24 protein-coding genes are annotated in these 25,130 nt (G+C 47.6%); 7 read left to right on the top strand and 17 right to left on the bottom strand.

The annotated features are described in order from the left end of the window. Positions 1-307: 307 nt before the first annotated feature. Both VDIS_RS12985 and VDIS_RS01185 read left to right on the top strand, forming a co-directional pair. A complete protein-coding gene (locus tag VDIS_RS12985; RefSeq protein ID WP_245522534.1) occupies positions 308-502 on the top strand; it encodes a hypothetical protein in 195 nt (64 codons plus the stop codon). A gap of 35 nt (positions 503-537) precedes the next feature. After that, positions 538-1,428 (top strand): AAA family ATPase, encoded by an 891-nt coding sequence (locus tag VDIS_RS01185; RefSeq protein ID WP_245522533.1) that lies wholly within the window; start codon positions 538-540, stop codon positions 1,426-1,428. Between the two features lie 276 nt (positions 1,429-1,704). On the opposite strand, the gene VDIS_RS01180 is transcribed toward VDIS_RS01185, so the two are convergent. After that, complete coding sequence (locus tag VDIS_RS01180) at positions 1,705-2,247, bottom strand: NTPase (RefSeq protein ID WP_013335378.1); 543 nt, start codon at positions 2,245-2,247, stop codon at positions 1,705-1,707. Positions 2,248-2,297: 50 nt separating this feature from the next. Between VDIS_RS01180 and VDIS_RS01175 the strand changes: the two genes are divergently transcribed. Both VDIS_RS01175 and VDIS_RS01170 read left to right on the top strand, forming a co-directional pair. Further along, the gene (locus VDIS_RS01175; RefSeq protein WP_013335377.1) at positions 2,298-3,311 is read left to right on the top strand and encodes a phosphate uptake regulator PhoU; all 1,014 of its coding nucleotides are present in this window, start codon (positions 2,298-2,300) and stop codon (positions 3,309-3,311) included. Next, a complete protein-coding gene (locus VDIS_RS01170; RefSeq protein ID WP_013335376.1) occupies positions 3,308-3,955 on the top strand; it encodes a class I SAM-dependent methyltransferase in 648 nt (215 codons plus the stop codon). The genes VDIS_RS01175 and VDIS_RS01170 overlap by 4 nt, the downstream gene beginning before the upstream one ends. Here the strand turns inward: VDIS_RS01170 and VDIS_RS01165 are convergent. From VDIS_RS01165 to sufB (VDIS_RS01155), 3 genes are all read right to left on the bottom strand, one after another. After that, on the bottom strand, positions 3,948-5,150 hold the full coding sequence (locus VDIS_RS01165) for a SufD family Fe-S cluster assembly protein (RefSeq protein WP_013335375.1): 1,203 nt from the start codon (positions 5,148-5,150) through the stop codon (positions 3,948-3,950). The genes VDIS_RS01170 and VDIS_RS01165 overlap by 8 nt on opposite strands. 31 nt (positions 5,151-5,181) lie before the next feature. Beyond that, positions 5,182-6,615, bottom strand: a complete 1,434-nt coding sequence (sufB, locus tag VDIS_RS01160) for a Fe-S cluster assembly protein SufB (protein WP_013335374.1) — start codon at positions 6,613-6,615, stop codon at positions 5,182-5,184. 66 nt (positions 6,616-6,681) lie between these two features. Continuing rightward, on the bottom strand, positions 6,682-8,103 hold the full coding sequence (gene sufB, locus VDIS_RS01155) for a Fe-S cluster assembly protein SufB (RefSeq protein WP_013335373.1): 1,422 nt from the start codon (positions 8,101-8,103) through the stop codon (positions 6,682-6,684). 121 nt (positions 8,104-8,224) lie between these two features. Between sufB (VDIS_RS01155) and sufC the strand changes: the two genes are divergently transcribed. Both sufC and pyrC read left to right on the top strand, forming a co-directional pair. After that, positions 8,225-8,989: a Fe-S cluster assembly ATPase SufC gene (gene sufC / locus VDIS_RS01150; RefSeq protein ID WP_013335372.1), complete on the top strand. Its 765-nt coding sequence runs from the start codon at positions 8,225-8,227 to the stop codon at positions 8,987-8,989. 43 nt (positions 8,990-9,032) lie between these two features. Further along, positions 9,033-10,349, top strand: coding sequence for a dihydroorotase (gene pyrC / locus VDIS_RS01145; RefSeq protein ID WP_013335371.1), 1,317 nt, complete (start codon positions 9,033-9,035; stop codon positions 10,347-10,349). A gap of 21 nt (positions 10,350-10,370) precedes the next feature. Here the strand turns inward: pyrC and VDIS_RS01140 are convergent, their stop codons facing one another. The 10 genes from VDIS_RS01140 to trpA all read right to left on the bottom strand — a co-directional run bounded on the left by VDIS_RS01140 (position 10,371) and on the right by trpA (position 20,586). Beyond that, positions 10,371-10,700: an AbrB/MazE/SpoVT family DNA-binding domain-containing protein gene (locus tag VDIS_RS01140; RefSeq protein WP_013335370.1), complete on the bottom strand. Its 330-nt coding sequence runs from the start codon at positions 10,698-10,700 to the stop codon at positions 10,371-10,373. A gap of 120 nt (positions 10,701-10,820) precedes the next feature. Continuing rightward, positions 10,821-11,876 carry a MaoC family dehydratase gene (locus VDIS_RS01135; RefSeq protein ID WP_148678159.1) on the bottom strand — a complete coding sequence of 352 codons (1,056 nt, stop codon included), beginning with the start codon at positions 11,874-11,876 and terminating at the stop codon, positions 10,821-10,823. Between the two features lie 47 nt (positions 11,877-11,923). Then, the gene (locus VDIS_RS01130; protein ID WP_013335368.1) at positions 11,924-12,544 is read right to left on the bottom strand and encodes a LysE family transporter; all 621 of its coding nucleotides are present in this window, start codon (positions 12,542-12,544) and stop codon (positions 11,924-11,926) included. 55 nt (positions 12,545-12,599) lie between these two features. Further along, complete coding sequence (gene ppsA / locus VDIS_RS01125) at positions 12,600-15,035, bottom strand: phosphoenolpyruvate synthase (RefSeq protein WP_013335367.1); 2,436 nt, start codon at positions 15,033-15,035, stop codon at positions 12,600-12,602. Between the two features lie 109 nt (positions 15,036-15,144). Continuing rightward, positions 15,145-15,726: an anthranilate synthase component II gene (locus VDIS_RS01120; RefSeq protein WP_052885859.1), complete on the bottom strand. Its 582-nt coding sequence runs from the start codon at positions 15,724-15,726 to the stop codon at positions 15,145-15,147. Beyond that, positions 15,726-16,988: an anthranilate synthase component I gene (locus tag VDIS_RS01115; protein WP_013335365.1), complete on the bottom strand. Its 1,263-nt coding sequence runs from the start codon at positions 16,986-16,988 to the stop codon at positions 15,726-15,728. Before VDIS_RS01115 ends, VDIS_RS01120 begins: the two co-directional genes overlap by 1 nt. Further along, positions 16,978-17,622 (bottom strand): phosphoribosylanthranilate isomerase, encoded by a 645-nt coding sequence (locus tag VDIS_RS01110; RefSeq protein WP_013335364.1) that lies wholly within the window; start codon positions 17,620-17,622, stop codon positions 16,978-16,980. Before VDIS_RS01110 ends, VDIS_RS01115 begins: the two co-directional genes overlap by 11 nt. Further along, a complete protein-coding gene (trpD, locus tag VDIS_RS01105; RefSeq protein ID WP_013335363.1) occupies positions 17,619-18,629 on the bottom strand; it encodes an anthranilate phosphoribosyltransferase in 1,011 nt (336 codons plus the stop codon). Before trpD ends, VDIS_RS01110 begins: the two co-directional genes overlap by 4 nt. Then, positions 18,629-19,870, bottom strand: a complete 1,242-nt coding sequence (locus tag VDIS_RS01100; protein ID WP_013335362.1) for a TrpB-like pyridoxal phosphate-dependent enzyme — start codon at positions 19,868-19,870, stop codon at positions 18,629-18,631. The genes trpD and VDIS_RS01100 overlap by 1 nt, the downstream gene beginning before the upstream one ends. Next, complete coding sequence (gene trpA, locus VDIS_RS01095) at positions 19,867-20,586, bottom strand: tryptophan synthase subunit alpha (RefSeq protein WP_013335361.1); 720 nt, start codon at positions 20,584-20,586, stop codon at positions 19,867-19,869. The genes VDIS_RS01100 and trpA overlap by 4 nt, the downstream gene beginning before the upstream one ends. A gap of 158 nt (positions 20,587-20,744) precedes the next feature. Here trpA and VDIS_RS01090 point away from each other — a divergent pair, with 158 nt between their 5' ends. Beyond that, positions 20,745-21,488 (top strand): indole-3-glycerol phosphate synthase TrpC, encoded by a 744-nt coding sequence (locus VDIS_RS01090; protein ID WP_013335360.1) that lies wholly within the window; start codon positions 20,745-20,747, stop codon positions 21,486-21,488. Here the strand turns inward: VDIS_RS01090 and VDIS_RS01085 are convergent. From VDIS_RS01085 to VDIS_RS12530, 3 genes are all read right to left on the bottom strand, one after another. After that, positions 21,465-21,908, bottom strand: a complete 444-nt coding sequence (locus tag VDIS_RS01085; protein ID WP_013335359.1) for a 2-oxoacid:acceptor oxidoreductase family protein — start codon at positions 21,906-21,908, stop codon at positions 21,465-21,467. The two genes, VDIS_RS01090 and VDIS_RS01085, sit on opposite strands and share 24 nt — an antisense overlap. A gap of 112 nt (positions 21,909-22,020) precedes the next feature. Beyond that, on the bottom strand, positions 22,021-23,310 hold the full coding sequence (gene aroA / locus VDIS_RS01080; RefSeq protein WP_013335358.1) for a 3-phosphoshikimate 1-carboxyvinyltransferase: 1,290 nt from the start codon (positions 23,308-23,310) through the stop codon (positions 22,021-22,023). A gap of 42 nt (positions 23,311-23,352) precedes the next feature. Next, the gene (locus tag VDIS_RS12530) at positions 23,353-25,095 is read right to left on the bottom strand and encodes a transketolase C-terminal domain-containing protein (protein ID WP_013335357.1); all 1,743 of its coding nucleotides are present in this window, start codon (positions 25,093-25,095) and stop codon (positions 23,353-23,355) included. Positions 25,096-25,130: the final 35 nt, after the last annotated feature.

Below are 25,130 nucleotides of genomic sequence, written 5' to 3'. Positions count from 1 at the left end.
TAACCCATTAAAACAGGGAAAATACAAACCAGATTATTTAAATAAATAATTAAATGGAAATAATAATCGAAATACGCGGTGACAATAACGCTAACGCAAAGCGATTGGAACGATGTGGTATTAATATAAGCATCACGGTTAGAATTATAATTATTAAGCTACATAAAGTCCGTAAGGCATATACGTAAAATAAAACTTAACTAAACTGTTAAGGAATAATCATAATTGCCTAATTATATAAGTCATGCCGAAGTGCTTCGATGGAGGTAAGTATTTAAATTATTGCTGGTGGTAGTACCAGTTACTGGTGGCGGTACCAGTGCTTTTCGATTTAAGGCCCAAGGAACGTATTGAGGAGTTATACGATTTTAGGGACGAACTTAATAAATTGATTGCGTGCTATAGGGATGGTAGGATCGCAGTAATACTAGGCATTAGGAGGATGGGTAAGTCGAGCCTCTTAAGGAGTTTCTTAAATATTATGGAATACCACATATACTAGTTGATGCCAGGAGGATTATACTTAATGAGGGAGGGATGAACATTAGGGGTTTCATGACTGAGTTCTCGCAGGCATTAACAAACTTCCTACAACAGAGGTCTAGTTTTAAGGATAAACTAATTAGTTTGTTACGTAATATTGATGGTGTTTCAATAGTTATACAGCCCCTGAGTGTATCCGTATCTTGGCGAAGGGGTAGGGCTGTACTTACGTCGTTATTGGAGGCCGTGGATAAAGTTGCCGAGGACTTGAGCATAAGGGTTGTGTTTGCCATTAATGAGGTTCAGGAGTTAAGGTCACTGGGCCTAAATGTACCCATGTTATTGGCGTATATTTATGATAACCTGGGCAATATTGTGACCATACTAACTGGGTCGCAGGTCGGTATGGTTTATGAAACATTAAGGCTGAATGATCCTAAATCACCGCTCTATGGCAGGGCAGTGGTAGAGGTGAGACTTAGGAGATTAACCGTTGAGGAGTCCCTGGATTTCCTGAGGAGGGGCTTTGAGCAGTATGGGGTTCAGGTTAGTGATGATGTTATTAGGGAGGCTATAAGTAGGCTGGATGGTATAATTGGTTGGTTAACGCTATTTGGTTGGAATTATGTGCATGGTAATAGGGATTTAAACTCCATAGTTGATATGGCCGCTAGGCAGGAAATTGAGGAATTGAAGTCATTCCTGGCGAAGTCAAGAGCTGAGAATAGGTATAAAATAATACTGAGAACAGTCGCTGAAGAACCAAGGAGGTGGTCTGAGATAAAGAGGGCTGTGGAGTTGGAGGAGGGTATTACCGTGGATAGTCATAACTTCACGGACCTATTAAGGCATTTAGTTAATATGAGCATACTTGAGAAGCAGGGCGATGTGTATAAAATAGCAGACCCAGTGTTGGAATACGCCATTAGGAAGTACCTAAGGTAATGACATGGCAGGAAATCCATTATTATGAAAAAGTATAGTAAGTCCTTGATTTAGGGTAATAGAGTAGAAATTCCCAGAATACTTAACCTCATATTACTGCATTGTTAAAAGGCTGAGATCTATTCTATATACTATCGCACCAGTTATCAGATAATCATTAGCTTAGCACTGAAAATAAATGAATATTAGAATAAGTTCAAAATATTATCAGCATTATGTCAAGACACCTTAACATCTTAACTTTGCTCAGAATACATCGTGCATTACGGAGTATTATCATATTGGTTTGACCTCTTTATTTAATTCCTTAACCAACTCATTGAATATCTGGTCTCTATTAGTCCTCGTTAACTCAACGATTTTAAATCCGTACTTACTCACGAAGGATGCCACAGGCCTATTGGTCCTATAGGCCATGTATATCGTGCCGAGGAAGTGAACGCCATTAATAACCTCCTCAAGAGCCCTCAGGAAGTCTCTGTGCATTAACTCCATCTTGCCAATCTCATCAATCACGAGTAATGAGCCAGGCTTAGCAGCCCTTATAGCTGGTATCCCAACCTCCTCCATAGCCCTTAGATTAACATTGTACTTACCAACCGTCGGCCCACCCGTGAATAGGCTCACGTGGGCCAGCCAAGCCTCCCTACCATTATTAATATCCACTATCCTGAAGCCCACCCTAGAACCACCCTCCCTAACCTCGGTGGTTATGAAGCCGAAAACCTCAACGCCCATTGACCTTGCATGATCAACTAATCGCTTAATGAGGGTGGTCTTGCCCACACCTGGTGGCCCTGTTATTAAGACCCTAAGCATCCTCTCCCTAACCGCTGATAAGATTAATTAAGTGTTTGCGTTTGAAGCATGTGGTTGAGGAGGAGGTTAGGAAGGTCGTGGCTTCGGGTAGGTCCTCAATAGCCATTACAATACCCAAGAAGTGGGTCTCGGCGCTTGGTATTGAGGCCGGTTCATACGTACTCCTGAGGTTCATGGGTGATCACGTGGCTATCATTCCGCTGAGCCGTTCAGTACGTGGTTCAAGTGTTAGCAATGTTATTGAGGTTGATAGGGATAGCTCTGATTACGTCCTTAGGAGGTTAATTACCCAGTACCTTAGGGGTGTTGATGAGATTAAGGTTAAGTTCGATGGGTTTACGGGCATTAAGGATGAGGTTAAGGAGCTTGTTAGGGAGAGGATCTCTGGGGCTGAGGTTATTGAGGAGGGTAATGACTATATTGTCTTTAGGTTTGTGACGCCAATACCTGAGGTGCCGATTAAGAGGTTGCTAAATAGAATGGCTCTCACGGTACTCGGCATGCTTAAGGATTCGTTGGATATGCTTCGTGGATCGGCCATAGAACCTTCAGACATTATTGATAGGGATAATGAGGTTGATAGGTTATACCTGCTCATTGAGAGGTTGGTTATGATGGGGATCACTGACCAATCAGTACTCTCTAAGCTTGAAGCCGGTAGTTCCAAGGAGTTGGTGAACTCCCTAATGGTCTCTAAGTCCATAGAGAGGGCTGGTGACCATGCCTGGAGGATTGCCCAGATAATTGGTGAGGCTAGTCATATGTGTTGTAAGCTTAGTGAGTTGTTAATCGTGGATAACATCATCGATCTCGGACTTAACTCAGCCGATATACTTAGGGAGGCGGCTATGGCGTTTATTAATGGTGATGTTAATGATGCCATGGAGGTCCTGGATAGGAGAGTCGTCATGAGGAGCAAGAGCCTTGAGGTTATTAAGTCGATATACGGTAGTAGCCTTCACGTTGATGTTGGTGGTAGGTTAATGATGATAGTAGAGAGTATTAGGAGGATTTCTGAGTATAGCTATGACATTGCTGAGATAACCCTCGACACATACGGGTGATTACTACGTCATCAATACCAATATTTAATAGGTATGCCAGGGACTACGATAATTGGTACGTGAAGCATGTGGACACTGCGGAGTCCGAGGTTAAGGCCGTATCTATGCTCATACCCAGGGGTCTCGGAATTGAGGTTGGTGTTGGCAGCGGATTCTTTGCTGGCAGGGTTGGTATACCAATTGGTCTCGAACCTGCAATGGCTATGGCTGAGTTGGCTAGGGGTAGGGGTGTCGATGTCGTGGTTGGTGTTGGCGAGTCAATGCCGCTTAGGGTCTCATCATTTGATTATGCCGTTATAATAGTGACCATATGCTTCCTCGATGATCCAAGGAAGACCTTAACTGAGGTTCATAGAATTCTTAAGCCAGGTGGCAAGTTGATTACTTGTATCGTGCCGAGGAATAGTGAGCATGGTAAGTATTACATGGAATTGGGTAGGAGGGGTCACAGATTTTACTCGGTGGCTCACTTTTACACTGTTGGCGAGGTGAAGGAGGTGCTTGAGTCCCTGGGCTTTACGGTTAGTGATAAGGCCGTGGCCGTGTTATCCAGGGGTGTCGGTGATTATCACGAGGAGCCTCAGGTAGTTGATCTAAGTAAGGCTGAGGGTTTTGGCTTTGCATGTATTGAGGCGGTTAAGTAGTGCCCTGCCTTATCATTAACTTGCCCATTACTAATGACCTTATTACCTCAGCATCATATGAGAATTCACTCGGTAGTGAGTCAATAAATTGGGAAGTTACCTCATGTATTATTAGGTCTGTGACCTCATCCCTACTGATACCCCTGAGCCTAAGGTAATTAACCTGGTCCTCATCCGGCGACGCATCCGCCGCGCTGTGCCTTGCCCCACTCACATCGCCAGTATCTACCATGATTATTGGTACCGAGGCTGCGTAGGCGCCCTCATTCATTACGAAGACCTTACCCTCAACATTAGTGTCACTCCACTTAGCGCTTTCCGTTACCCTGCCCAAAGCCCTATGTATTATGAAGGATTTATCCCTGGCTATGCCCAGGACCTTTGAATAGCTCGTACCATACTCACCGGTGTGCATTGCATTCACCTGGTAATCAATCCTCGACACCCCATAACCAACCTCAAGGCCCAGGTGATTTAGGCTGCTCCTCCTACCCTGTAGTAAGTAGTCCTCCCTGTGGTGGTTCATTGACCCTCCCATAATTAGTGTTCTAGCGGTTATTGATGATTCATCGCCTGCTACGACCTTAATCAGTGAGTAGGTGGGTAATTGCTCATGCGTGCTTGTGAATAATACATTCAACTTAGAGTTTCTGCCCAGGTAAATCTCTACCGTAGTTGATGGGCAACCACCGAGACCGAGCATGAATAGACTAAGTGATGCATTGACTCCATCGCCAATAAGTATTGTGTAGTGCATTGGCAATAATGCCTGCTTTAGTAATGACGTGACTACGCCTATCCTAAGCGGTTCCCTTAAGTCTTCATTAACCTCGATATAAACACCATTAACTAGATTGGCTACATGACGCGCCAGGGCCTTAGACTCTGATATATCTATTGATTTAAACAGTAATTTACCAAGCTCCTCACCAAGATCGTTAATGCTTATTGCAGTAATGCCGCTCGGTACCTTCGTAATATTTACATTACCGTTTATAGAGGCTATGTTTAGCTCATAAGGTATGTTAATTGCCGAGTACTTAGATAGGTCCTCAGGGCTTGGGTCAGCGCACCTCTCAAAGGCATTCCAGTCGGTGTAGTACTTAACCGATGGTGAGTCCCTGATTTGTTGATACGGTATCTTCTGGGCGAGCTCCCTAGCCCTAAGCTTCAATTCATTAAGCCACTTACCCATTCAAAACCACCTAGCCCTAGGCTCTTTTAAGTCATCCTACCTTAGACAATTTACTAAACTCAAGCTCAATAACCCTATTCAATGTCATTGCGTATTCCGTGGGCAATCTAACGGTTATGTCCTGAATAAAGCCAAGAACCACTAGGCTCCTAGCGGTACCCTCATCAAAACCCCTACTACGTAGGTAGAATAGCTTATCCTCACTAATCCTCCCTGTATACGCCTCGTGAGTAACCGTGGCCGTCTCCTCAAAAACTTGGTCGTGAGGTATCGTGTATGCCCTGGATCTGTCATCAAGGATTAATGAGTCACATGATACAGAGGACTTAGCGTACTTGGCGCCCTCCCTAACATAAACAAGCCCCCTATACACTACTGTACCCCCATTTATACTCACGCTCTTATTGACTATCTTACTTGATGTCCTTGGTGCATCGTGATACGCCTTAGCCCCATTCTCCTTCCAGAATGGGCCGTTGGCTATAGTCACGCCTATTATACTCGTCTTCGCACCCTCACCCTTAAGCACCGTGCTTGGGTATGTATAACTAACCTTACTACCAAGGCTACCCTCAACCCACTCAACTGTCGAGTTCTCCATGGCCACAGCCCTCTTATTATTAAAGTTGATTATGTTCCTACTCCAGTTCTGTATTGTATTAATCCTTAAATGGGCGTTCCTCGCTGCGTAACCCTCAACCATGCCATCGTGGAAGCTGAAGCCCCTGTAAACGGGGGCTGCGCAGCCCTCAAGCCACTCAACGCTCGCGCCCTCATCAGCTATTATTAACGAATGCTCAAACTGACCCTCGCCGGAACTACCTATTAGGAAGAAGGACTCTATTGGCATGTCGAGTTTAACGCCTGGTGGTACATAGACGAAGGTGCCTCCGCTCCATAATGCCACGTGCAGTGCTGCGAACTTATGCTCACCGGGTGGGAATATTTTGGCGAAGTACTGCTTGACGATGTCTGGGTATTTCTTAACGGCTTCATCCATCGTGGTTACTACCGCGCCCTTCTCCTCAAGGTACTTCTTAACATGTAAATAAACAACCTCTGAGTCAAACTGACCAAGTAATCCAGCCAATACCTTAGCTTCGAGCTCCGGCATTCCCAATGCCTCGTAGTACTTCCTGATCTCCTTAGGCACGTCATCCCATGACCTTGCCCTCTCAACACTAGGCTTAGCATACAAAACCAGGGACTCCAGGTCTATTTCCTCCTTAATCGGTAACCACTTAGGCTCTGGTAACTTCTCGAACATTTCAAGGGCCCTAAGCCTAAGCCTCCTCATCCAATCAGGCTCGCCCTTGATTCGACTAATTTCCTCAATCATGTCCTTCGTTATCCTGCCCTTAATCACGGCCTCCCAAGGAACAAACTCCATTTCTGGGCCGAGTAATTCCTCAACGGAGCTTCTTTCAATAACGGTCTTCAAAGACTCTGCCGAATTATTGCTCATCAGTGTCACCGAACCTCTTTACTGTTGCTACTTAAAAACCAGTCCCCGGAAATAACTTATAATGAACTACCCAACACCGCCCATCCTCGAGAGCTCCAACTCAATGGCCTTATTGAATATGGACACGTACTCAACGGGTAAGTTGACCATGATGTCATGGAAGTAACCAAGGACTACAAGGCTGCGAGCCTCCTCCTCACTAAGGCCACGACTACGTAGGTAAAACAATTTATCCTCACCAATTCTACCGGTATAGGCTTCATGCGTGACTATGGCCGTCTCCTCAAAAACCTGCTCATGGGGTATTGTGTATGCCTTAGATTTATCATCTAGAATGAGGGACTCGCAGTTCACGGATGATCTGGCGTACTTGGCGCCCTCCCTAACATAAACAAGCCCCCTATACACGGACGTACCGCCGTTTAGGCTAACGCCCTTACTCACGACCTTACTATACGTATGCGGAGCACTATGGAATACCTTAGCGCCTTCCTCCTTCCACGTTGGCCCATTAGCAAGGGCTACGCTTGTCACAGTGGTCCTGGAATTAACTCCCTTAAGGACACTCATTGGGTATACGATCGTAACCTTACCACCCAAGGAGCCGCTCAACCAATCAACGCTTACATTCTCCTCGAGAATTGCTCTGTTATTGCCGAAGTAAATAACATCCTTACTCCAGTTCTTCAGATCCACTAACTTAACCCTGGCGCCCCTGTGTATGTATGCCTCAGTCATGCCGTCGTGTAAGCTAAGCCCTGTGAATACTGGAGCCGCACAGGCAACTATGAACTCCGCGTTAGCGTTTTCACCAACGATGATTAATGAATGCTCGAACTGGCCAACGCCAGCGCTGCTTATTAGGATTACTAATTCAATGGGCATCTTAACATGAACACCGGGTGGTACGTAGACAAACACACCACCACCCCAAAGCGCTATGTTTAGTGACGCGAATTTATACTCAGGTGGGAATACCCTGGCAAAGTACTGTTTAACTAAATCGGGGTACCTCTTAACTGCCTCGTCCATACTCATCGCGATCACGCCAGCCTTCTCAAGGTCCTTCTTCACACTTTCATAGACAATACCACCGTCTACCTGCCCAATAACCCCAGATAAAACCCTGGCCTCCAGCTCGGGTATCCTCAACGCCTCATAATACTCCCTCAACTCCCTGGGTAACTCATCCCATGACCTTGCCCTCTCAACACTAGGCTTAGCATACAAAACCAGGGACTCCAGGTCTACGTTGCCCTCAAGCGGAAGCCAATTAGGCCAGGGTTGTCTCTCAAACATTTCCAACGCCCTCAACCTCAATCTCCTCATCCAATCAGGCTCACCCCTGACCCTACTGATCTCCTCAATAACATCCCTCGTAATTCTACCCCTAATTTCCACCTCCCACTTAATGGGTCTTGCACGACCTAACAGGCTTGAGTATTCCTCGGTCTTCACAATCTCAAGCTTTACACCATCCCTACTCATAAACTATTCATTAGAATACTAATCATTTTATTCATTATTAAGTTTTCTAATGATAAGCCTACCCTACATAGACACTGCCGAAAAGTTTTTAATCAGTGTCACAGAAGCTACGTGACCAATAATGACAAGGCTTGAGGTAATTAATCTAAGTGTTGAGGTTGATGGTAAGAGAATACTAAATAATGTCAATTTGACCGTGGAATCCGGCGAGGTTGTCGCCATAATGGGGCCCAACGGCAGCGGTAAGACAACACTATTCCTAACCATTGCAGGTCATCCAAGGTACAATGTGGTTAATGGCGACATTAAACTTGATGGTGAGTCGATACTGAAGTTATACCCTGAGGAAAGGGTTCAGAGGGGAATACTACTTGCCCTGCAAAATCCAACCCCTGTACCCGAGGTTAGGCTCTCGACCTTAATAACGGCTATGCTCAATAAGAAGGCTGGTAAGCGAATAACGGATCCGCCACCGCCACAGGTCGTTGCTGAAATGACCAAGTTGACAACTGAGCTTGGTCTGAAGCCTGAGCACCTGTCGAGGGGTGTGCATGCTGGGTTCAGTGGTGGTGAGTCTAAGAGAGCTGAGATGCTTCAGTTACTAATGTACAAGCCCAAGGTGGCAATGCTTGATGAGCCTGACTCAGGGCTTGATGTTGATGGTATAGCCATAATAGGCAGGTCAATTGCGAAGCTTGCCCAGGAGGGTACGGCAATACTAGTCACCACGCACCACGCAGAGATACTTCACTATGTTAAGCCCACTAGGGTTATCGTGATGGCTAAGGGCTCCGTTATTCACGTTGGTGGTGAGGAGGTCGTTAAGATGATAGAGAGTATGGGCTATGAGAGGTTCTTTAAGGAGGTAGTGAAGCTGAACGTGTAATCACAACGAATAGCTTTAATTTAGGGCCAGCAACTACTCATTAATGGGTGTTTCTAAGGTTGACGTGCTAATTAAGGCTAGGGCCTATGTAAGGGGTGGTGTTAGGGAGGTTTACATAGGTATTACGGGTAGCGAGATCGCGTACATCGGTAATGAACCCATTGAAGCAGGGAATAAGTTGGAATTGCCGAATCAGTACCTGGTTCTTCCTGGTCTCGTGGATGTTCACGTTCATTTCAGGGATTTTGACCTATCCTATAAGGAGGACGCAATTAGTGGGACGCAGGCCGCGTTAGCTGGTGGTTATACGGCTGTTGGCGAAATGCCTAATACAAGACCTCCGATAAAGACTGTGGAGTTGTTGAGGAGAAAGATCGAGGAGTTTGGTAAGAAGACGAACCTACACATTAGGCATTACTTTGGAGCCCCTCAAGACCCGTCACTGCTTAAGGACGCACTTAATAATGGTGCCTACGCGGTTGGTGAGGTTTTCCCTGAGGAGGTTCTTGAGTATGGTGGTGACCAATACCTTGAATCCCTATTTAGGGAGGCGGCTAGGGTTGGCATCCCAGTCATAATGCATTGTGAGGATCCAATAATCATTAATCAGTACAGTGGTCCCAGGGGCTTTGAGTACCATAATGCAATTAGGGGCCCAAGGGCTGAGTTGGCCTGCGTACATAATGTCATCAGGCTAGTGTATAGGTATGGCACTAAGGTCCACATAACGCATATAACACTCCCACAGTCAATAAGTATGATTAGGTTAAGCGGCCTTGACATCACCTTCGACGTAACCCCACACCACATGCTACTGAGTCAGGAGGAGTGCCTGGCCAGGGCTGAGAAGCCCGCGTATTGTAAGGTCAACCCGCCACTTAGGGATGAGACCACGAGGAGGGAGTTATTGGCAATGTTTGTTAGGGGCGAGGTACCCATCGTGGCCAGCGACCACGCACCTCATGCTGATTGGGAGAAGGATAAGCCTTACGACGAGGCACCACCAGGCATTGTTGGTCTCGAAACAACGGCACCCCTCCTACTCACATTGTGGCGCCGTGGATTTGTGGACCTGGGTACCGTAATGAGGGCGATCCAGGAGAGACCAGCTAAATTCCTCGGACTCAATGTAGGCATTAAGCAGGGTTCGTGCGCTGACTTAACCATAATTAACACTAAGGCAAGGCATAGGATAGAGCCCGAGAAGTTTAGGTCTAAGGCTAAGTACTCACCGTTTAAGGGCTTTGAGGTTGATGTTGCCGTAGTGGCGACAATACTCCATGGTAAGCTGGCATACATTAGCGAGGGGCATATTGATGATGCAACTAGGAAATTGCTGGAAAGTTCATTGCCACACTAATGCCCTTTCATCCCATTAAAATCATTCATCAAGTATTAATTGCCTTGCATCAACCTCCTTAATCCTTATGGGCCTTATACTGATTATTTCAACATCATCCAGTGGCATTATCCCGTACTTCTCCCTGATTTCCTTGGGTATCGTGAACTGCCTACTGGCCGTATGCCTAGTCCTGAGGAGAGCTACTCTCCTTAACGTAATTATCCTATCGTTGTGCTTAATCGTTATATCTGCATACCTGGCCCACTCAATCCCAAGCATCTTAATTAATTTCGCAGGTAACAGCACTTGATTATTTATGTATATCTTGGTTTTGTGTGGAAGCCCATTGACAGGCTTGGAGCTCGGCATTTAATCTCTAAATTCAATCCCTAAATAAAAGACTTTCGCTAAAGACGACAAAGAGATATCAATGTATTGAGTTAAGGCGCTGAAAGTTGAATTTAAAATAACGTCAATTTTAGACATAGATCACCTCCGTATAAACCTCCATGGTGTGTGTTCTTTTTTGTATATTGTGATTTTCCTCGTTATCTCCGCGACCTCCACCCTCATCAAATCCTTATACAGCCTGGTTCTCACGGTAATTACCCCAAACCTTGGGTCGCTAGACCCCTCAACACTGAGTACCTCACTCACCGCGTGTAATGTGTCACCGTGAAACACGGGCGACTTAAGCCTAAGCTCCGTAATACCCAGGTCCGCCGCAATATTCATTGTTAAGTCCATTGATGATAGACCGCAGGCAAGTCCAACGATAAATGGTCCCTGGACAACGGGCCTCCCATAGTCGTGATACGCCATGTACTCCTCATCGAAGTGCAGCGTTGCCGTGTTCATTGATAGTACCGTACTAAGTACGTTATCGAATTCGTAAACAGTCCTACCAAGCCTATGGACAATAACCTCACCAGGCCTGAAATCCTCGAGGAACCTGCCGAGCCACGGCTCATGACTCAACTGCGTGAATTGAATGGATGAGTAGTCGATAGGTCTCGAAGCAGCTGTTGGCCTCGCCTCAACCCTACCCACCGGCTCACCCCTTAGGAACTTGACCCACGGCGATTCACCGCGTTTATAAATTAGGTTGCTCCTCCTAACCTCATAAACCAATTCACCCCTCTGATTATACGCCCTGTGGACCCAGGTCACAATACCCATGCCCGGCCTACTCCTTGACTCACGCTTATTGACAACCTCAGACTCAACACATATGGTGTCGCCTGGGTACACGGGCCTTACCAACCTCTCGTAGTCAATTCCCAGGAAGGCCATGGTGTTTATGCTCGTATCCCTGGTGGCAATGCCTATCACGAGGGAGTGTAGGAACCTTGGGTTTATGATGATGCCGCCGAAGTCTGTGTGCGATGCGTACTCACGGTCTAGGTAAAGCGGTGTGTAGTCCAGGGTTAATGAGGACCAGAGGACGTTGTCATAGAAATCAACAGACCTACAGGGCCTATGCCTAACCACAGAACCAACAACAAAATCCTCAAAAAACAAACCGAAATAACCAGCACTAATCATTGGGATCATTCATGGGAATTTCTACTCAATTTTATGTTTAAGTATCACTATAGGGACTTTACCATGGAGATTATCATTGATATTCCGAAATAGGCTATGGCTATTGCAAGTGCCATCAGCAATACCCTATATGCTGATATCTTTAATCTGCTCACGGAGCCTAGGGATGCTATTAACGTTAGCCATGCGTAGTCAAGCCACACGTGGGAAACATACAGTATGCCTATACCAATTAGGTACATTGATTGAAAGGCCTCCATTATCAGTGGTGTGCCAACCCCAATCCACCAGGCAATGAAGTATGGATTAAATAACGATAACGCCGCGCCGGTTACTACTGCTGAGCTATACCTTGGCGCATCACTCACGTTAAAGCTACCCCTCAACGCATCTCTTAGTGTTAGGTAGGCAAAGAATAGTAGAAATGCCCCACCAACGATCCCAAACGCAGTACTAATGATTGGTATTTGGAATATGTAGTGAAGTCCGTAAGCTATTGCCAGGACGAGTGGTAGCTCCACAGTCATGTGCCCAATGGCCTCGTTGATGCCGGCTCTCCAACCCATGCGTGCACCGAGGCTGGCAGCTGAGGCGGTTAATGGGCCTGGTGCTAAGGCTCCTGAGGCGCTTATCACGATTACCTTAATTATAAAGTCAGGACCAAGCACTAATTAGACTAGGTAGTCCTTGATTTTTAAGTATTTAGTATTTATTCGCCTATACTTATCCCTTAAAGACCTTATTAAGTATTTCGTGAAATTCACCATCCGGCTCCATAGGCATTAGCTTCCTCCTTAACTCACGTAATTCCTCAAGGATTATCTTCCTCTCTATTGAGTCTATGAGGAGCCTAGTCGTTATTACGGCGTCTGGGTTCACGGATACGTAATCAATGCCCGCCCTCACCAGGAACTCCGTTATCTCCGGATACACAGATGGCGCCTGCCCACATATGCCAACGCTCTTATTCATTGCATGGGCCCTCCTTATTATCTCATACATGGCCCTAAGCACCGCAGGCTCCCTCTCATCGAAGTACCTCGGGTTCTGCCTAACCAATATGTCATTGTCCCTATCCACACCCATAATGAGCTGTGTTAAGTCGTTACTACCTATTGAGAATCCATCAACATACTTCGCAAAATCCTCAACAAGAAGGGCTATGCTGGGTATCTCAGCCATTGCATATACCTTAAAGTCTCTATCCCTTTCGAGTCCCTCCTCATTGAGTATTTGCATGAACCTCTCAAGTTCCCAGGGAGCCCTTACGAATGGCACCATCACGTGAACATTATTTAGATTCATCTCCTCCCTAACCCTCTTAATGGCCCTAACCTCAAGCCTGAAGGCCTTCTCGTAATCCTTACTTATGTATCTCGAGACACCCCTCCAACCAAGCATTGGATTCCTCTCCTCAGGCTCGAACTTCTCACCACCCGTTAACTGCCTATACTCATTGCTCTTAAAGTCACTGAACCTAACAATGACGGGCCTTGGGTATATGGCCTTGGCCACGTAGGCCACGCCCTCGGCCAATCTATTAATGAACTTCTCCTCATTACCAATGCTTATTAGGTAAAGTGGGTGGTCACCGATGTAGCTGGAAAGCACGAATTCAATCCTCATTAGGCCAATACCGTCGAAGGGCAGGTCCTTATACTCATCGATTTTCTCGGGGACTCCGAGATTCATGTAGACGCCGGTCGCGGTCCTTATTGACCTGTAAATGTGAAGTATTATCTCATTGGTGCTGGGCGCCGTGGTGACCTGCACCTCCCTAGTGGCCTTCGCCTTACTCACTAATTCCTCGACCTTACCCTCATAAATCACGCCGTGCACGGCATCTACCGTGTAGACCTCACCATCCTTAAGTACTGATGTTGCGTTACCAGTACCTACAATGGCCGGTATGCCCAGCTCTCTGGATACTATGGCTGCGTGACTCGTCATGCCACCCTCATCGGTTATTATCGCAGATGCCATCTTCATGTACGGCACCCAATCAGGGTTTGTCATTTTCGTCACTAATATGTCGCCCTTACCCATCTTAGCCCTGGCCTCCTCTGGGGTTAGGCAAATCCTTACTCGACCCACGGCTATACCCGGGCTTGCGGCTATTCCCTTAATCACAGCTTTACCCGTGGTTGCCCTACCCTCGTTAATTGCCTTAGCCTTACCACTACTGTACACGGTTTCAGGCCTCATCTGAACCACGTATATGTTACCTGAGTCTGAATCAATGACCCACTCAATGTCCAGTGGATAGCCAACGCGGTTCTCAAGCTCAATACCCAGCTTGGCTAGTGCGATTACCTCGGCATCACTTAATGATGGTTTCTCCGCCAGGTCACTTGGTACCTCGACGACCTTCGTTAACCCAGATTCGCTCCTCGTCATCATCACGCTTTTCCTCGCCACGACCCTATCCTTAATCACCAACCTACTCTTATCCACAACCCACCTATCCGGAGTCACCATACCACCAACCACAGCCTCCCCAAGCCCCCAGGAGGACTCAATAACCACCTCATTGCTATCCCCAGTCACTGGGTTTATCGTGAATAATACACCCGCCGCCTTACTATTAACCAACTTCTGCACTATAACGGCCATGTAAGCCACGTCGTGTGGAATATCCCTCTCATCCCTATACGCCAACGCCCTGGCATTATACGTACTCGCCCACACATACTTAACATACTTAATCAAATCCTCAACACCCCTAACGTTTAGGTACGTGTCCTGCTGACCAGCAAAACTTGACGTCCTCAGATCCTCAGCGCTGGCGCTTGACCTTACGGCCACGGCCAACGCGTCGGTATTGAAGGACTTGCTTAATTCCATGTACGCCCTAGTTATCTCCTCATGAAGGTCCCTGGGGATCTCCGTATTGAGTATCAACCCCTTAATCCTCCTCTCAGCCTCCTCATACTCCTCAGGCCTTCCCTCCTTAACAACCTCATTAATTATGTTGAGTACCCTATCCCTAAGCCCATTTACCGACATGAAGTAGTTAAACGCCTCCGTGGTTATTACGAAGCCCGGTGGTACGGGTACACCCATTAACATTAATTTGTTTAGGTTGGCGCCCTTACCGCCAAGTATTGATGGGTCCTTAACCTCCTCATTAAGCCAAACTATGAATTTATAATCCGCCACGGTGTAGCCATGCCTTGATTACTTAAATAATTTGATAAGAGTAAATAATTACTATAATTTCAAAAATCGACTATTGCCAAATGGTGTTTTGCACAATTAACGAATTTAATTAGCCCAGGGAGAGGAAGTTCTTCAGTATCTCCTTACCCATTGGTGTGCCGACGCTTTCTGGGTGGAATTGAACACCAAATATCGGGTAATCCCTGTGCTGTACTGCCATGACCTCATTGTCATCCTCGGAAATGGCCGTGACAATTAATTCACTGGGTATATCATCTATTACGAGGCTGTGGTACCTCATGCCCTCAATCCTATCGGGGAGACCTTGGAATATCGGTGATGGCCTCATCAACCTAATCATACTGGTTTTACCGTGCTTTATCGTCCTGGCCCTCCTAATCCTGGCCCCAAAGGTAACGCCAATTACTTGATGACCAAGGCAAATACCCAGTATGGGTACCCTACCCTTGAAGCGCTGGATCACATCCCTGGATATGCCTATGTCCCTGGGATTAAGTGGGCTGCCAGGGCCTGGTGATATGATTATGCCATTGGGCCTAAGCCTCTCGATTACCTTAACGGTGACCTCATCATTCCTAAAGACCAGCGGCTTAGCCCCAAGCTCACCCACGTACTGGGCTATGTTGTATGTGAAGGAGTCGTAATTGTCTATGATTACTACTAGTTCCATCATACCACCCCCATGGCAGTCTTCAAACTACCTAGCTTATGCTCTGTCTCCTGGAACTCAAGTTCGGGTACTGAGTCATAGACTATGCCAGCCCCTGCCTGTATCCGGGCCACGCCACCCATTAGGAATAAAGTCCTTATTATTATCGCGAATTCACCACCACTACCATGCATCAAACCAATGGCCCCTGCATAGGGCCCCCTGGCCGTGCCCTCGTACTTCGCGATTAACTCCATAGCCCTTGGCTTGGGCGCTCCACTAACCGTACCTGCGGGGAACGTTGCGAATAGGGCATCGACAATGTCATTACCGCGCTCCAGGACACCCTCAACCCTGGAGACTAGGTGTTGAACGCTTTGGTACTTCTCGATGGCGTATAATTCCTTAACTCTAACCGTGCCGAACCTACACACCCTGCCGATGTCGTTTCTGGCGAGGTCGACGAGCATCACGTGCTCCGCCTTATCCTTAATACTATTGATCAATTCCTCCTCAAGTCTTAGATCATCAATTGGGTCCTTACCCCTCGGCCTAGTCCCGGCTATTGGGTGCGTCTCCACCCTATCACCGTCAACCTTAACCAGTAACTCAGGGCTCGTACCAACTATGTACTTATCCCCGAACTTGGTTATGTACATGTATGGCGATGGGTTTAGGTCTGCGAGTCTCATGTATAGGTTCATCACGTCACCCCTCACTGAGTAGTCCTCATACCTGGAAAGGACTATTTGGAAAATCTCACCATTCCTAATATCCTCAAGTGACGACTCAACCCACCTAATGAAGTCCTCCTTCCTAGTACCACCAACCTTACTAACCACCTCAAAATCGTCTAAATCCACTGAGGCATTACTGGGTAGTTCGCCCTTAACATAGCCCCTGCCCAGTAGGTTGTCGTAAATGACCACGTTACTCGGTATTACAAACTCTGCAACCGGCCACTGCGGCTTCCTTAGGTAGCTCCTTAAGTATGGCTCCATGTAGGCCACGGCCTCGTAGGACAGGTAGCCAAGGGCTATATCACCACTCTCAAACCTACCAAGTTTACTAACTAATCCCTTCAATTCACCATATAGATCACCATCCCAATCAACCACTAGGTGCTCGGTAACCCCCCACGCAACGATCGTGTACCTAGACCTCTCTGGAAAGCCTGGCCCACTCTCGAGTAACGTCACGAAGTCCTCACCAGACTTAAGCAGGTAATTGGTGAGTTCCCTGGGCTTTGGCAGGTACTGAATGGGTATCTTCCTAACGGACACCCCTAACCACCTCCGCGACTCTCCTCACCAACTCCTCATCCTTAATTCCAGGGCTTTTCTCAACCCCAGAGCTAACATCGATTAGGAATGGCCTATACCTCATCACCAGCGACACGTTACCTGGATTTATACCGCCGGCAACACCAACCCTAGGTATGGCGCTGGCCTCCCTGATCACGTCCAACGGCAATTTAAGGCCATGCTCATACTTAGTGAAGTTCGTTTTTGGCGCGTCAATAAGTACGTACTCCACATAATTAATCAATGAAAGCTTGGCAGCCCTATCAATTATTGATTTATCACCTACGTACGTCAATACCGGCGCCAGCTTAATCCCAAGATCATTGAACAAGTCCATAACCTCACCACTCGGTTCAAAGTCACCATGATACTGAAGGACATCAAACCCGAGGTCGCTGACTAATTTAGCGGCATCAATTAACTCAAGCCCCTCCACGACACCGACAACCCTGACCCCCCTGACTGATCTTATCATTTCCCTAGCTGTCTCGCCGTTGACAAGCCTCGGTGTTGGTACCCTGGAGTGCACTATTACGCCGACGTAGTCGGCATAACCACTAACCATTACGGCATCCCTAACGTTCGTAACCCCACAAATCTTAAGTAGCGTCATGACCTACTCACCCTGGCGAGCTCATTCACGTAGTCCCAAAAGCCATTGTCTAGGTGTGACCTTACGTACTCAACACCGTCCCTTGGATCCCTAACCATGCCCGCGACGTATAGTGTAAATGCGGCATTGGCAATTATGAAGTCCCTAGCCGCCTCATCCTCACCAGATATAGCTCGCTTAACCTTCTCAATACTGCTCAATGGGCTTGAAACCCTAACCTCATCAATCCTATGAGTACCTAGCCCCAGGTCCCTGGGCTCAATGAAGTACTTATCCACATTATTACCCCTGACCTCAATAACCATGGTCTTACCAAAGACCGAAACCTCATCAATACCGGGCTCGCCATGCACGAGCACGGCATGCTCATAACCAAGCATTAACGCTGCCTCAGCCATTCTATCCATTAATGAACTATCCGCAACACCGATCAACTGCCTAGTGAGTAGGGCTGGGTTTGCCAGCGGCCCTATTAGGTTGAATATTGTCCTAATGCCCAATTTCTTCCTTACGGGCATCACGTTCTTCATTGCTGGGTGATAGGCTGGGGCAAAGGCGAAGGTGAAGCGGTACTTAATCGCCATCTCAGCCGCCTTATTGGGTGGTAGGTTTATGTTGAAGCCTAACGCCTCAAGGAAGTCCGCACTACCCGAGGTTGATGAAACGCTCCTATTGCCGTGCTTAATCACGCGAGCTCCCAGGTAAGCAGCCACCAACGCTGCCGCCGTGGACACATTGAGTGTTCCGAACCCATCACCTCCCGTGCCGGCGGTATCCACGTACTTACCCCTATCATCTATTGGTATCTTGACGCAGAAGTCCCTGAGAGCCTTCGCAAAGCCGGCAATCTCGCTGGACGCCTCACCCCTTACCCTCAGGCCCATTAGTACTGCCGCTGATAACGCTTCATCAATACTCGTCAACATGCCCTTGGCGACCTCGTACGCCTCATCCACGCTCAGGGCTAATCCCCTGGCTATTTTCTCGAGTATCTCCTTCATCGTCATCACCTCACATTACTATATGCATCAACGTCGAGGAGGCCGTGTCCCGATAGATTAAAGAATATGACTGAGCCCTTGGGCATCCTCTTAGCCTCGTCAATCACAGCCCTTATTGCATGGGCAGACTCTGGAGCTGGTATTATACCTTCAGTCCTGGCAAATAGCCTAGCCGCCTCCATGACCTCCTCCTGCCCATAAGCCCTGGCCTCAACAATGCCCTCCCTAACTAATAACGATAGTGCCGGCGCTGCCCCGTGGTACCTGAGCCCTGCTGCATGTGTTGGCGGTGGTACGTAGTCGTGGCCTAGGGTGAGCATCTTAACCATCGGCAGTAGCCCGCCTGTGTCGGGGAAGTCATACATGTACCTACCACTGGTTAGTTTAGGCGCTGCCTTTGACTCCACGGCTAGGAACCTAGTCTTCTCAAACCCCTCACCCCTAAGCTTAGCCCCGATCATTGGGAATGAGAAACCACTAAAGTTACTACCACCACCAACACACCCAATTACCAGGTCCGGCTCCTCGGGCATCTGCTGTAGCACCTCCTGTCCAATCACCGTTTGATGAAGTATTACGAAGCCCAACACGCTACCCGGTATGTACTTCCTACCCTCACCCATTAACGTGAATTCAATAGCCTCAGTGATGGCCAGGCCCAGGCTGCCTGGGTGATCAGGCCTAACCCTTAATGCCTCCCTACCATACTTCGTCAACTCACTGGGGCTTGGGTAAACCTCCGCGCCGTAGGTCCTCATGAAGAGAACCCTCTGGGTCTTATTGAAGTAGGAGTTCCTCGTCATAAATACCGTGGCCTTAACACCCAGCAACGCCGCAGCCAACGACACTGCCAGGCCCCACTGCCCCGCGCCAGTCTCCGTAACAACCTCCCTAGCCCCATCCTTAAGTGCGTAATATACCTGGGGTATGGCCGTGTTAAGCTTATGGGAGCCCGTCGGTAGTGCGCCTTCGAATTTATAGTAAATCCTAACGCCATTACCCAACGCCCTCTCAAGCCCATAGGCCCTCCTAAACGGCGTTGGCCTACCCATTCTTTCGTAGAGCTCCCTGACCTCGTCGGGTATTGGCACGTACCTAAGCGGTGTGAATTCCTGGTCAATTAACTCACTGGGTAATATCCTCATGAGCAGGGCAATCCTTGAATCGGCCTCATAGGGATCAATGGGTGGTGGTAATGGCTTTGGCAGGTCCACGTTTATGTTATACCAATAGTGCGGTATCATCATGGCAGACCACCCCTAAGCTTCATCATGAATTCCGTGCAGGCCCTCTGATCGTTTAACTTATCCACAAGCGCCGTCCCAACAACCACGGCGTCGGCGCCGGCGTTAATAACGAGCCTAACCATCTCGGGCGTGTTTATGGCGAAGCCCGCGATGAGCGTCACGTCATCAACGAGTTTCCTGACCTCCCTAACATTCCTCTCGATATAAAGCGGTAACTTTATCCCAGTGGCTGCGTATAGGCCTAGGTATATGAATAGTGGTTCATACTTAACGAGCGATGCAATTAACCTATGCGGTGTATTACTTGAGACGAAGAATGTGGGCCTTAATGAGTAATCCCTCATTACACCTAAGTAGCTCTCAAGAAGGTCTATGTGCTCGAATAATAGGTCTGGGAATAGTACGGAGGATGCACCAACCTCATTGGCTGTTTCGGCAACGAGCTCCATATTACTCACATAGTCCTCAATATAGCCCATGAGTATCGTTGGCACATCACCATACCTAGCAACCTTAACCGCGTCTAAGCCCTTGAGCTCAGAGGCGAAGTGCGTCTTTCTTATAACGGGGCCGTCATACTTCGGGTTTTGTGTTGGTATTCCTATTTCAAGGAAGTCCGAGACATTCGATAGACACTTAACTGCATTTAGGAAAGCTTCTTTACTTGGGTATGTGGCCGTTATGTACGCGCCCAGGCCCGGTTTCCTTATGACCATTGGGGCATGGAACCCACCAACGTACCTGTTAAGCAGGTATTTAAAAGCTTTATGTATGCCTTGTTCGCAAGTAATTACTATCGATCAAGCAATATTTATTCATACATATGATATGTAGGTCAGGAAATGCTTATATTTAATCCCATGAATCCGCCGTCGTGGACTTCCTAAGCGCCATTGGCGAGTTAACCAGGAGGCGTGTGGAGGCGCTTAAGGCCGGTATTAGGGCTCCGAGTATGGTAAGGGCAATTGAGAAGCGTAATTCCGAGGGCTACCTAGCCCTAATAGCCGAGTATAAGAGGGCTAGCCCGAGTGGCGTCATTAGGCTTGACCTTGACCCCTGGACCTACTTCAACGCCGTTGGCAGATACGCTACTGGATTCAGCGTCTTAGTGGAGCCGATATATTTCCTGGGCTCGCCCGAGTTCATTAAGATAGCACTTACATATGGTAAGCCAGTGCTGTACAAGGACTTCGTAATCAGTAGAGAACAGATTGAGGAGGCTGGGAGGTTAGGCGTGAGCTCAGTATTACTCATTAAGAGACTCCTGGGTGATGCCCTTTGGGATTTAGTGGATTACGCAATCAACCTTGGGCTAGAGCCGCTCATTGAGGTTGATAATGAGGTTGATGCATTAGACGTTGTTAGTAAAGACCCAGACGTGATGCTTGGGATAAACTCTAGGGATTTAAGCGATCTATCAGTGTCCCTGGATAGGGCCGTCTCAATAATCAGAGCCGTTAGGGGTAAGGCTAACATAATAGTCGCGGAGAGTGGCGTTAAGACGGTCAATGACGCTTTAAGGCTTGCTAGAGAGGGTGCTAACGCGGTGCTTGTGGGTACGGCGTTAATGAGGAGTGTGGAACTTGCTAGGGACCTATCGAGTGTAGCCATTAAGTAGTGTGTCGATTATTAAATTAACGACTTGTGTCGTGTAATCGGCACCGGTCCTCCTTAGTTCATTTAAGTTTATGCTAATTATCTCGCCGTTAACATTACCTACATACTTAGTCACAAGTTCCCTACTTGGGGAATTAACAATGATCTTCCGAGCACCCAATGCCTCCTGGTTATCCCTAAGTAGCCTAACATCAAAGAATACGGCAATCTCTGGATTCATTACAGGGCCTCTCACGTGTATTGGTTCCCTGGAAACTCTCACGTGAATCTTTGCCAGGGTCTCCCTACGCTCTGGGTCATACTCAGGGTATGAAATCACGTAAAACCCCTGCTTAATCAACCTTTGAACTAATTGATCAGCCACCGCGTGCACTCCATCCCCGCTTTTACCGTAAAATATTATTTCACGTACCTCGGACATACCGTTCTCTTGATATTCTAATTTTAATAAAAAGATTTGTATGAATTCTTAAGGAATTATAATTAAGAATTTCGTCAATAGCAGAAGGCCTAGTTAATAATGCCTTGAATGACTAAGCCAACTTAATATCAGCACCCAACCTCTCCAGGTCCCAAATGAATGTCGGCCAGGACTTACTAACACCCTCCCAATTAATTATTTCCACTGGTTCCCTGGCAGATAGAGCGCCTATGACACCCATCATCACTATCCTATGATCATTTAAGGCGTCGATTTCACAACCACCCTTAATCTCATGGGTACCCTCTATCTCGATAATACCATTAGCCTCATCAACACTTACGCCGGCACCAAGGCACTTAAGGACGGCAGCAACACCCCTAAGCCTATTGCTCTCCTTATACACTAAGTGACTAACACCCAATATCCTTGACCTACCCTGGACCCTCGTGAGTAGGAGTGCTAGGGGCATTACTATGTCTGGCGAATCGCTTAAGTCCGCATTCAATGGCCTTAGCGATTTAGTAGAGGAACCCTTAACCATTACTGAGTCCTCGTACTCCTCAATCTCTACACCAATTTCCTTAGCATATTTAATGAATGAGTACTCACTCTCGATGGCCCTATCTCTATGCAGGTTCATTATCCTTAGGTCAATGCCGGTCAGTACGGAGAGGGCTATGTAGTACGCGGCCAATGAGTAGTCACCCGGTACTATGAACTCCTCATTAACAGCCCTAAACTCCTGGGACCCACTTACGTATATCGTGTCATCGCTCCTCTCCGCATTTATGCCAAAGTCCCTGAGAACACTTATTGTCGCGTCTATGTATGGGCGTGACTTTATGGGTGGCTTAATGCTTACCTCAATACCACCCTCAGTGAGTGGTGCAAGGTATAGGAGGGCTGATATGTATTGCGAACTCACTGAGCCGCTAATCATTACGTAACCACCAACCAACTTACTACCAACGACCCTAATTATACTCCCCAACCTATCAACCTTGGCGCCAAGGTTCTTGAGGGCACCCAATAACTCATCCATTGGCCTACCGATGAGTGAACCCCTCGGTATTAGTAATGTCGTCCCATCAATGCCCGAGTAAACCCCCGTCAATACCCTGAGCGTGAATCCACTCTCGCCAACGTCAATCACCCTAAACCTCTCTACCATCATCCCACGCCTAGTCCTCACGTAGTCGTCCCTAACCTCAATCTCTGAGATAGGCTTGACCCCCCTAATCATTGACCAAGTATCGTCGCCCCAATTCAACTTCCTGAGTGATACCCAGGTCCTCGAGAGGGCTGAGGCAAGGAGGTACCTAAGCGTTAATGCCTTGGATGGTGGAGCCTCGACGACGCCCTCCCGAGCCTTAAAGCCATTAACAATTAACTTGCCCATTCATCATCACTAGTACCCTGAGGTAAAAAGTTTTGTGCATCCTCACGAATTAATGAGCTTCAGGGCGGCATCCATTATTGACTCTTCATCAAGCCCATAAAACCTGAGCAATTCCTCCTCAGACCTACCCCAATGACCATAACCATCAACACCGAGTATCTTAACCCTGGCAAAACCACTCACTAACTCGGCAATTGCAGAGCCAAGGCCGCCCCTCGGTGAGTGCTCCTCAACGACGATTATATTCCCAACCCTACGGGCTATCCTAACCACGGCATCGGTATTAATGGGTTTAATCGTCGGTACATTATAAACGCCCATCCTGATGCCCATCCTCCTTAACTCCAGGGCGGCCCTCACGGCATTATAGAGTGGTGGGCCATAACCCATGACAACTACGTCATCACCATCAATCAATTCGTAGACCTCACCAATCTTAAATTCATAGTCCATGTCCATGGTTATCGGCGGTGAGTGATCACGGCCAACCCTAACGTAGACCGGGCCCTTGTACTCAATGACCTTGGGTATTATCCTCTCCACATCCCACGCATCTGCCGGTGCCACTACGACCATGTTACTAAGTGTCCTCATTAGGGCCACATCCTCAAGTGCCTGGTGACTTGGTCCATCGGCGAAGTCACTCAAACCAGCGTGCGTCGCTATGAGCTTCACATTTAGGTTCATCCTGCCCAGTGAATTCCTTATTTGTTCCCAACCCCTCATCATGAACATGGCGTAGGCCATGGCGACGGGTACGTAGCCCCCCAGGGCAAGCCCAACGGCGACTCCAATTAAGTCTTGCTCAGAGATGCCAACGTTGAAGTACCTATCTGGGAACCTCTCGCCGAAGTACCTAGCCCTAGTTGACTCACCAACGTCAGCCGTAACAACAACGAGCTTATCATTATCCTCGCCAAGCCTAGCCAGTGCGGTCCCTAGGGCTTCCCTCATTGAGAATTGCGGTCTCGGCGGCGGATTTAGCGTCTGCTTACCCGTGTTTTCGAGGTTCTTCACACCCCTACCCCTAACGGTGCTTAGGAATACTACCGTTGGCTTGCCCCTAACCTCACGTGCCTTATTGATGAGCCTAACAATGTCCTCGTAATCGTGGCCATTACCATAAAGCACATTCCAACCGATGGCCTCGAAGACCCTGGCATAATTAATGGGTTTTATCGTACCCACAGGACCATCCAATTGATAACCATTTAAACTGACGATTACCACCAGGTTATCTAGGCCGTACTTAACGGCAGTCATTGCCGCCTCCCAGGGCTGGCCCTCATTTAATTCGCCATCACCCATCAGCACATACACAATGCCGTCGTTACAACCCTTAACCCTATTTGCCAGGGCTAGCCCCACGCCCATACTAAGCCCCTGACCCAGTGAACCAGTTGTGGCGTCTATGTATGGCAAGTCCATATTATCTGCATGTGTTGATATGCTTGAGGATAATTGATTAATTTCCATGAGCCTCTCCGCAGGGATTAATCCCTCAACGGTCAATATAGCGTATAAAGCCGGTGCAACATGGCCAATACTAAGTATGAACCAGTCCCTACAATCACCATCCCTCCTCATAATCCTAATGAGGACATTAATTATATCCAACGCAGCCAGCGAGGAGCCCAGGTGAATGTATGGGAACTCCCTATCCAACCTAATCAGCAGGTCCCTAGCCCTATCCCTAACCTCCACAAGCCTATTCACGTCAATTAAGGTCTTCGATCCATTAATCACCATTGGAAGTCCTGATATTCCATACGGGTTGCGAGACATTTAACAAATATTTAAGGATTATCCTAACCTATATT

The organism is Vulcanisaeta distributa DSM 14429, assembly GCF_000148385.1.
Taxonomy (GTDB): domain Archaea; phylum Thermoproteota; class Thermoprotei; order Thermoproteales; family Thermocladiaceae; genus Vulcanisaeta; species Vulcanisaeta distributa.
This window is presented reverse-complemented; position numbering and strand designations above follow the sequence as displayed.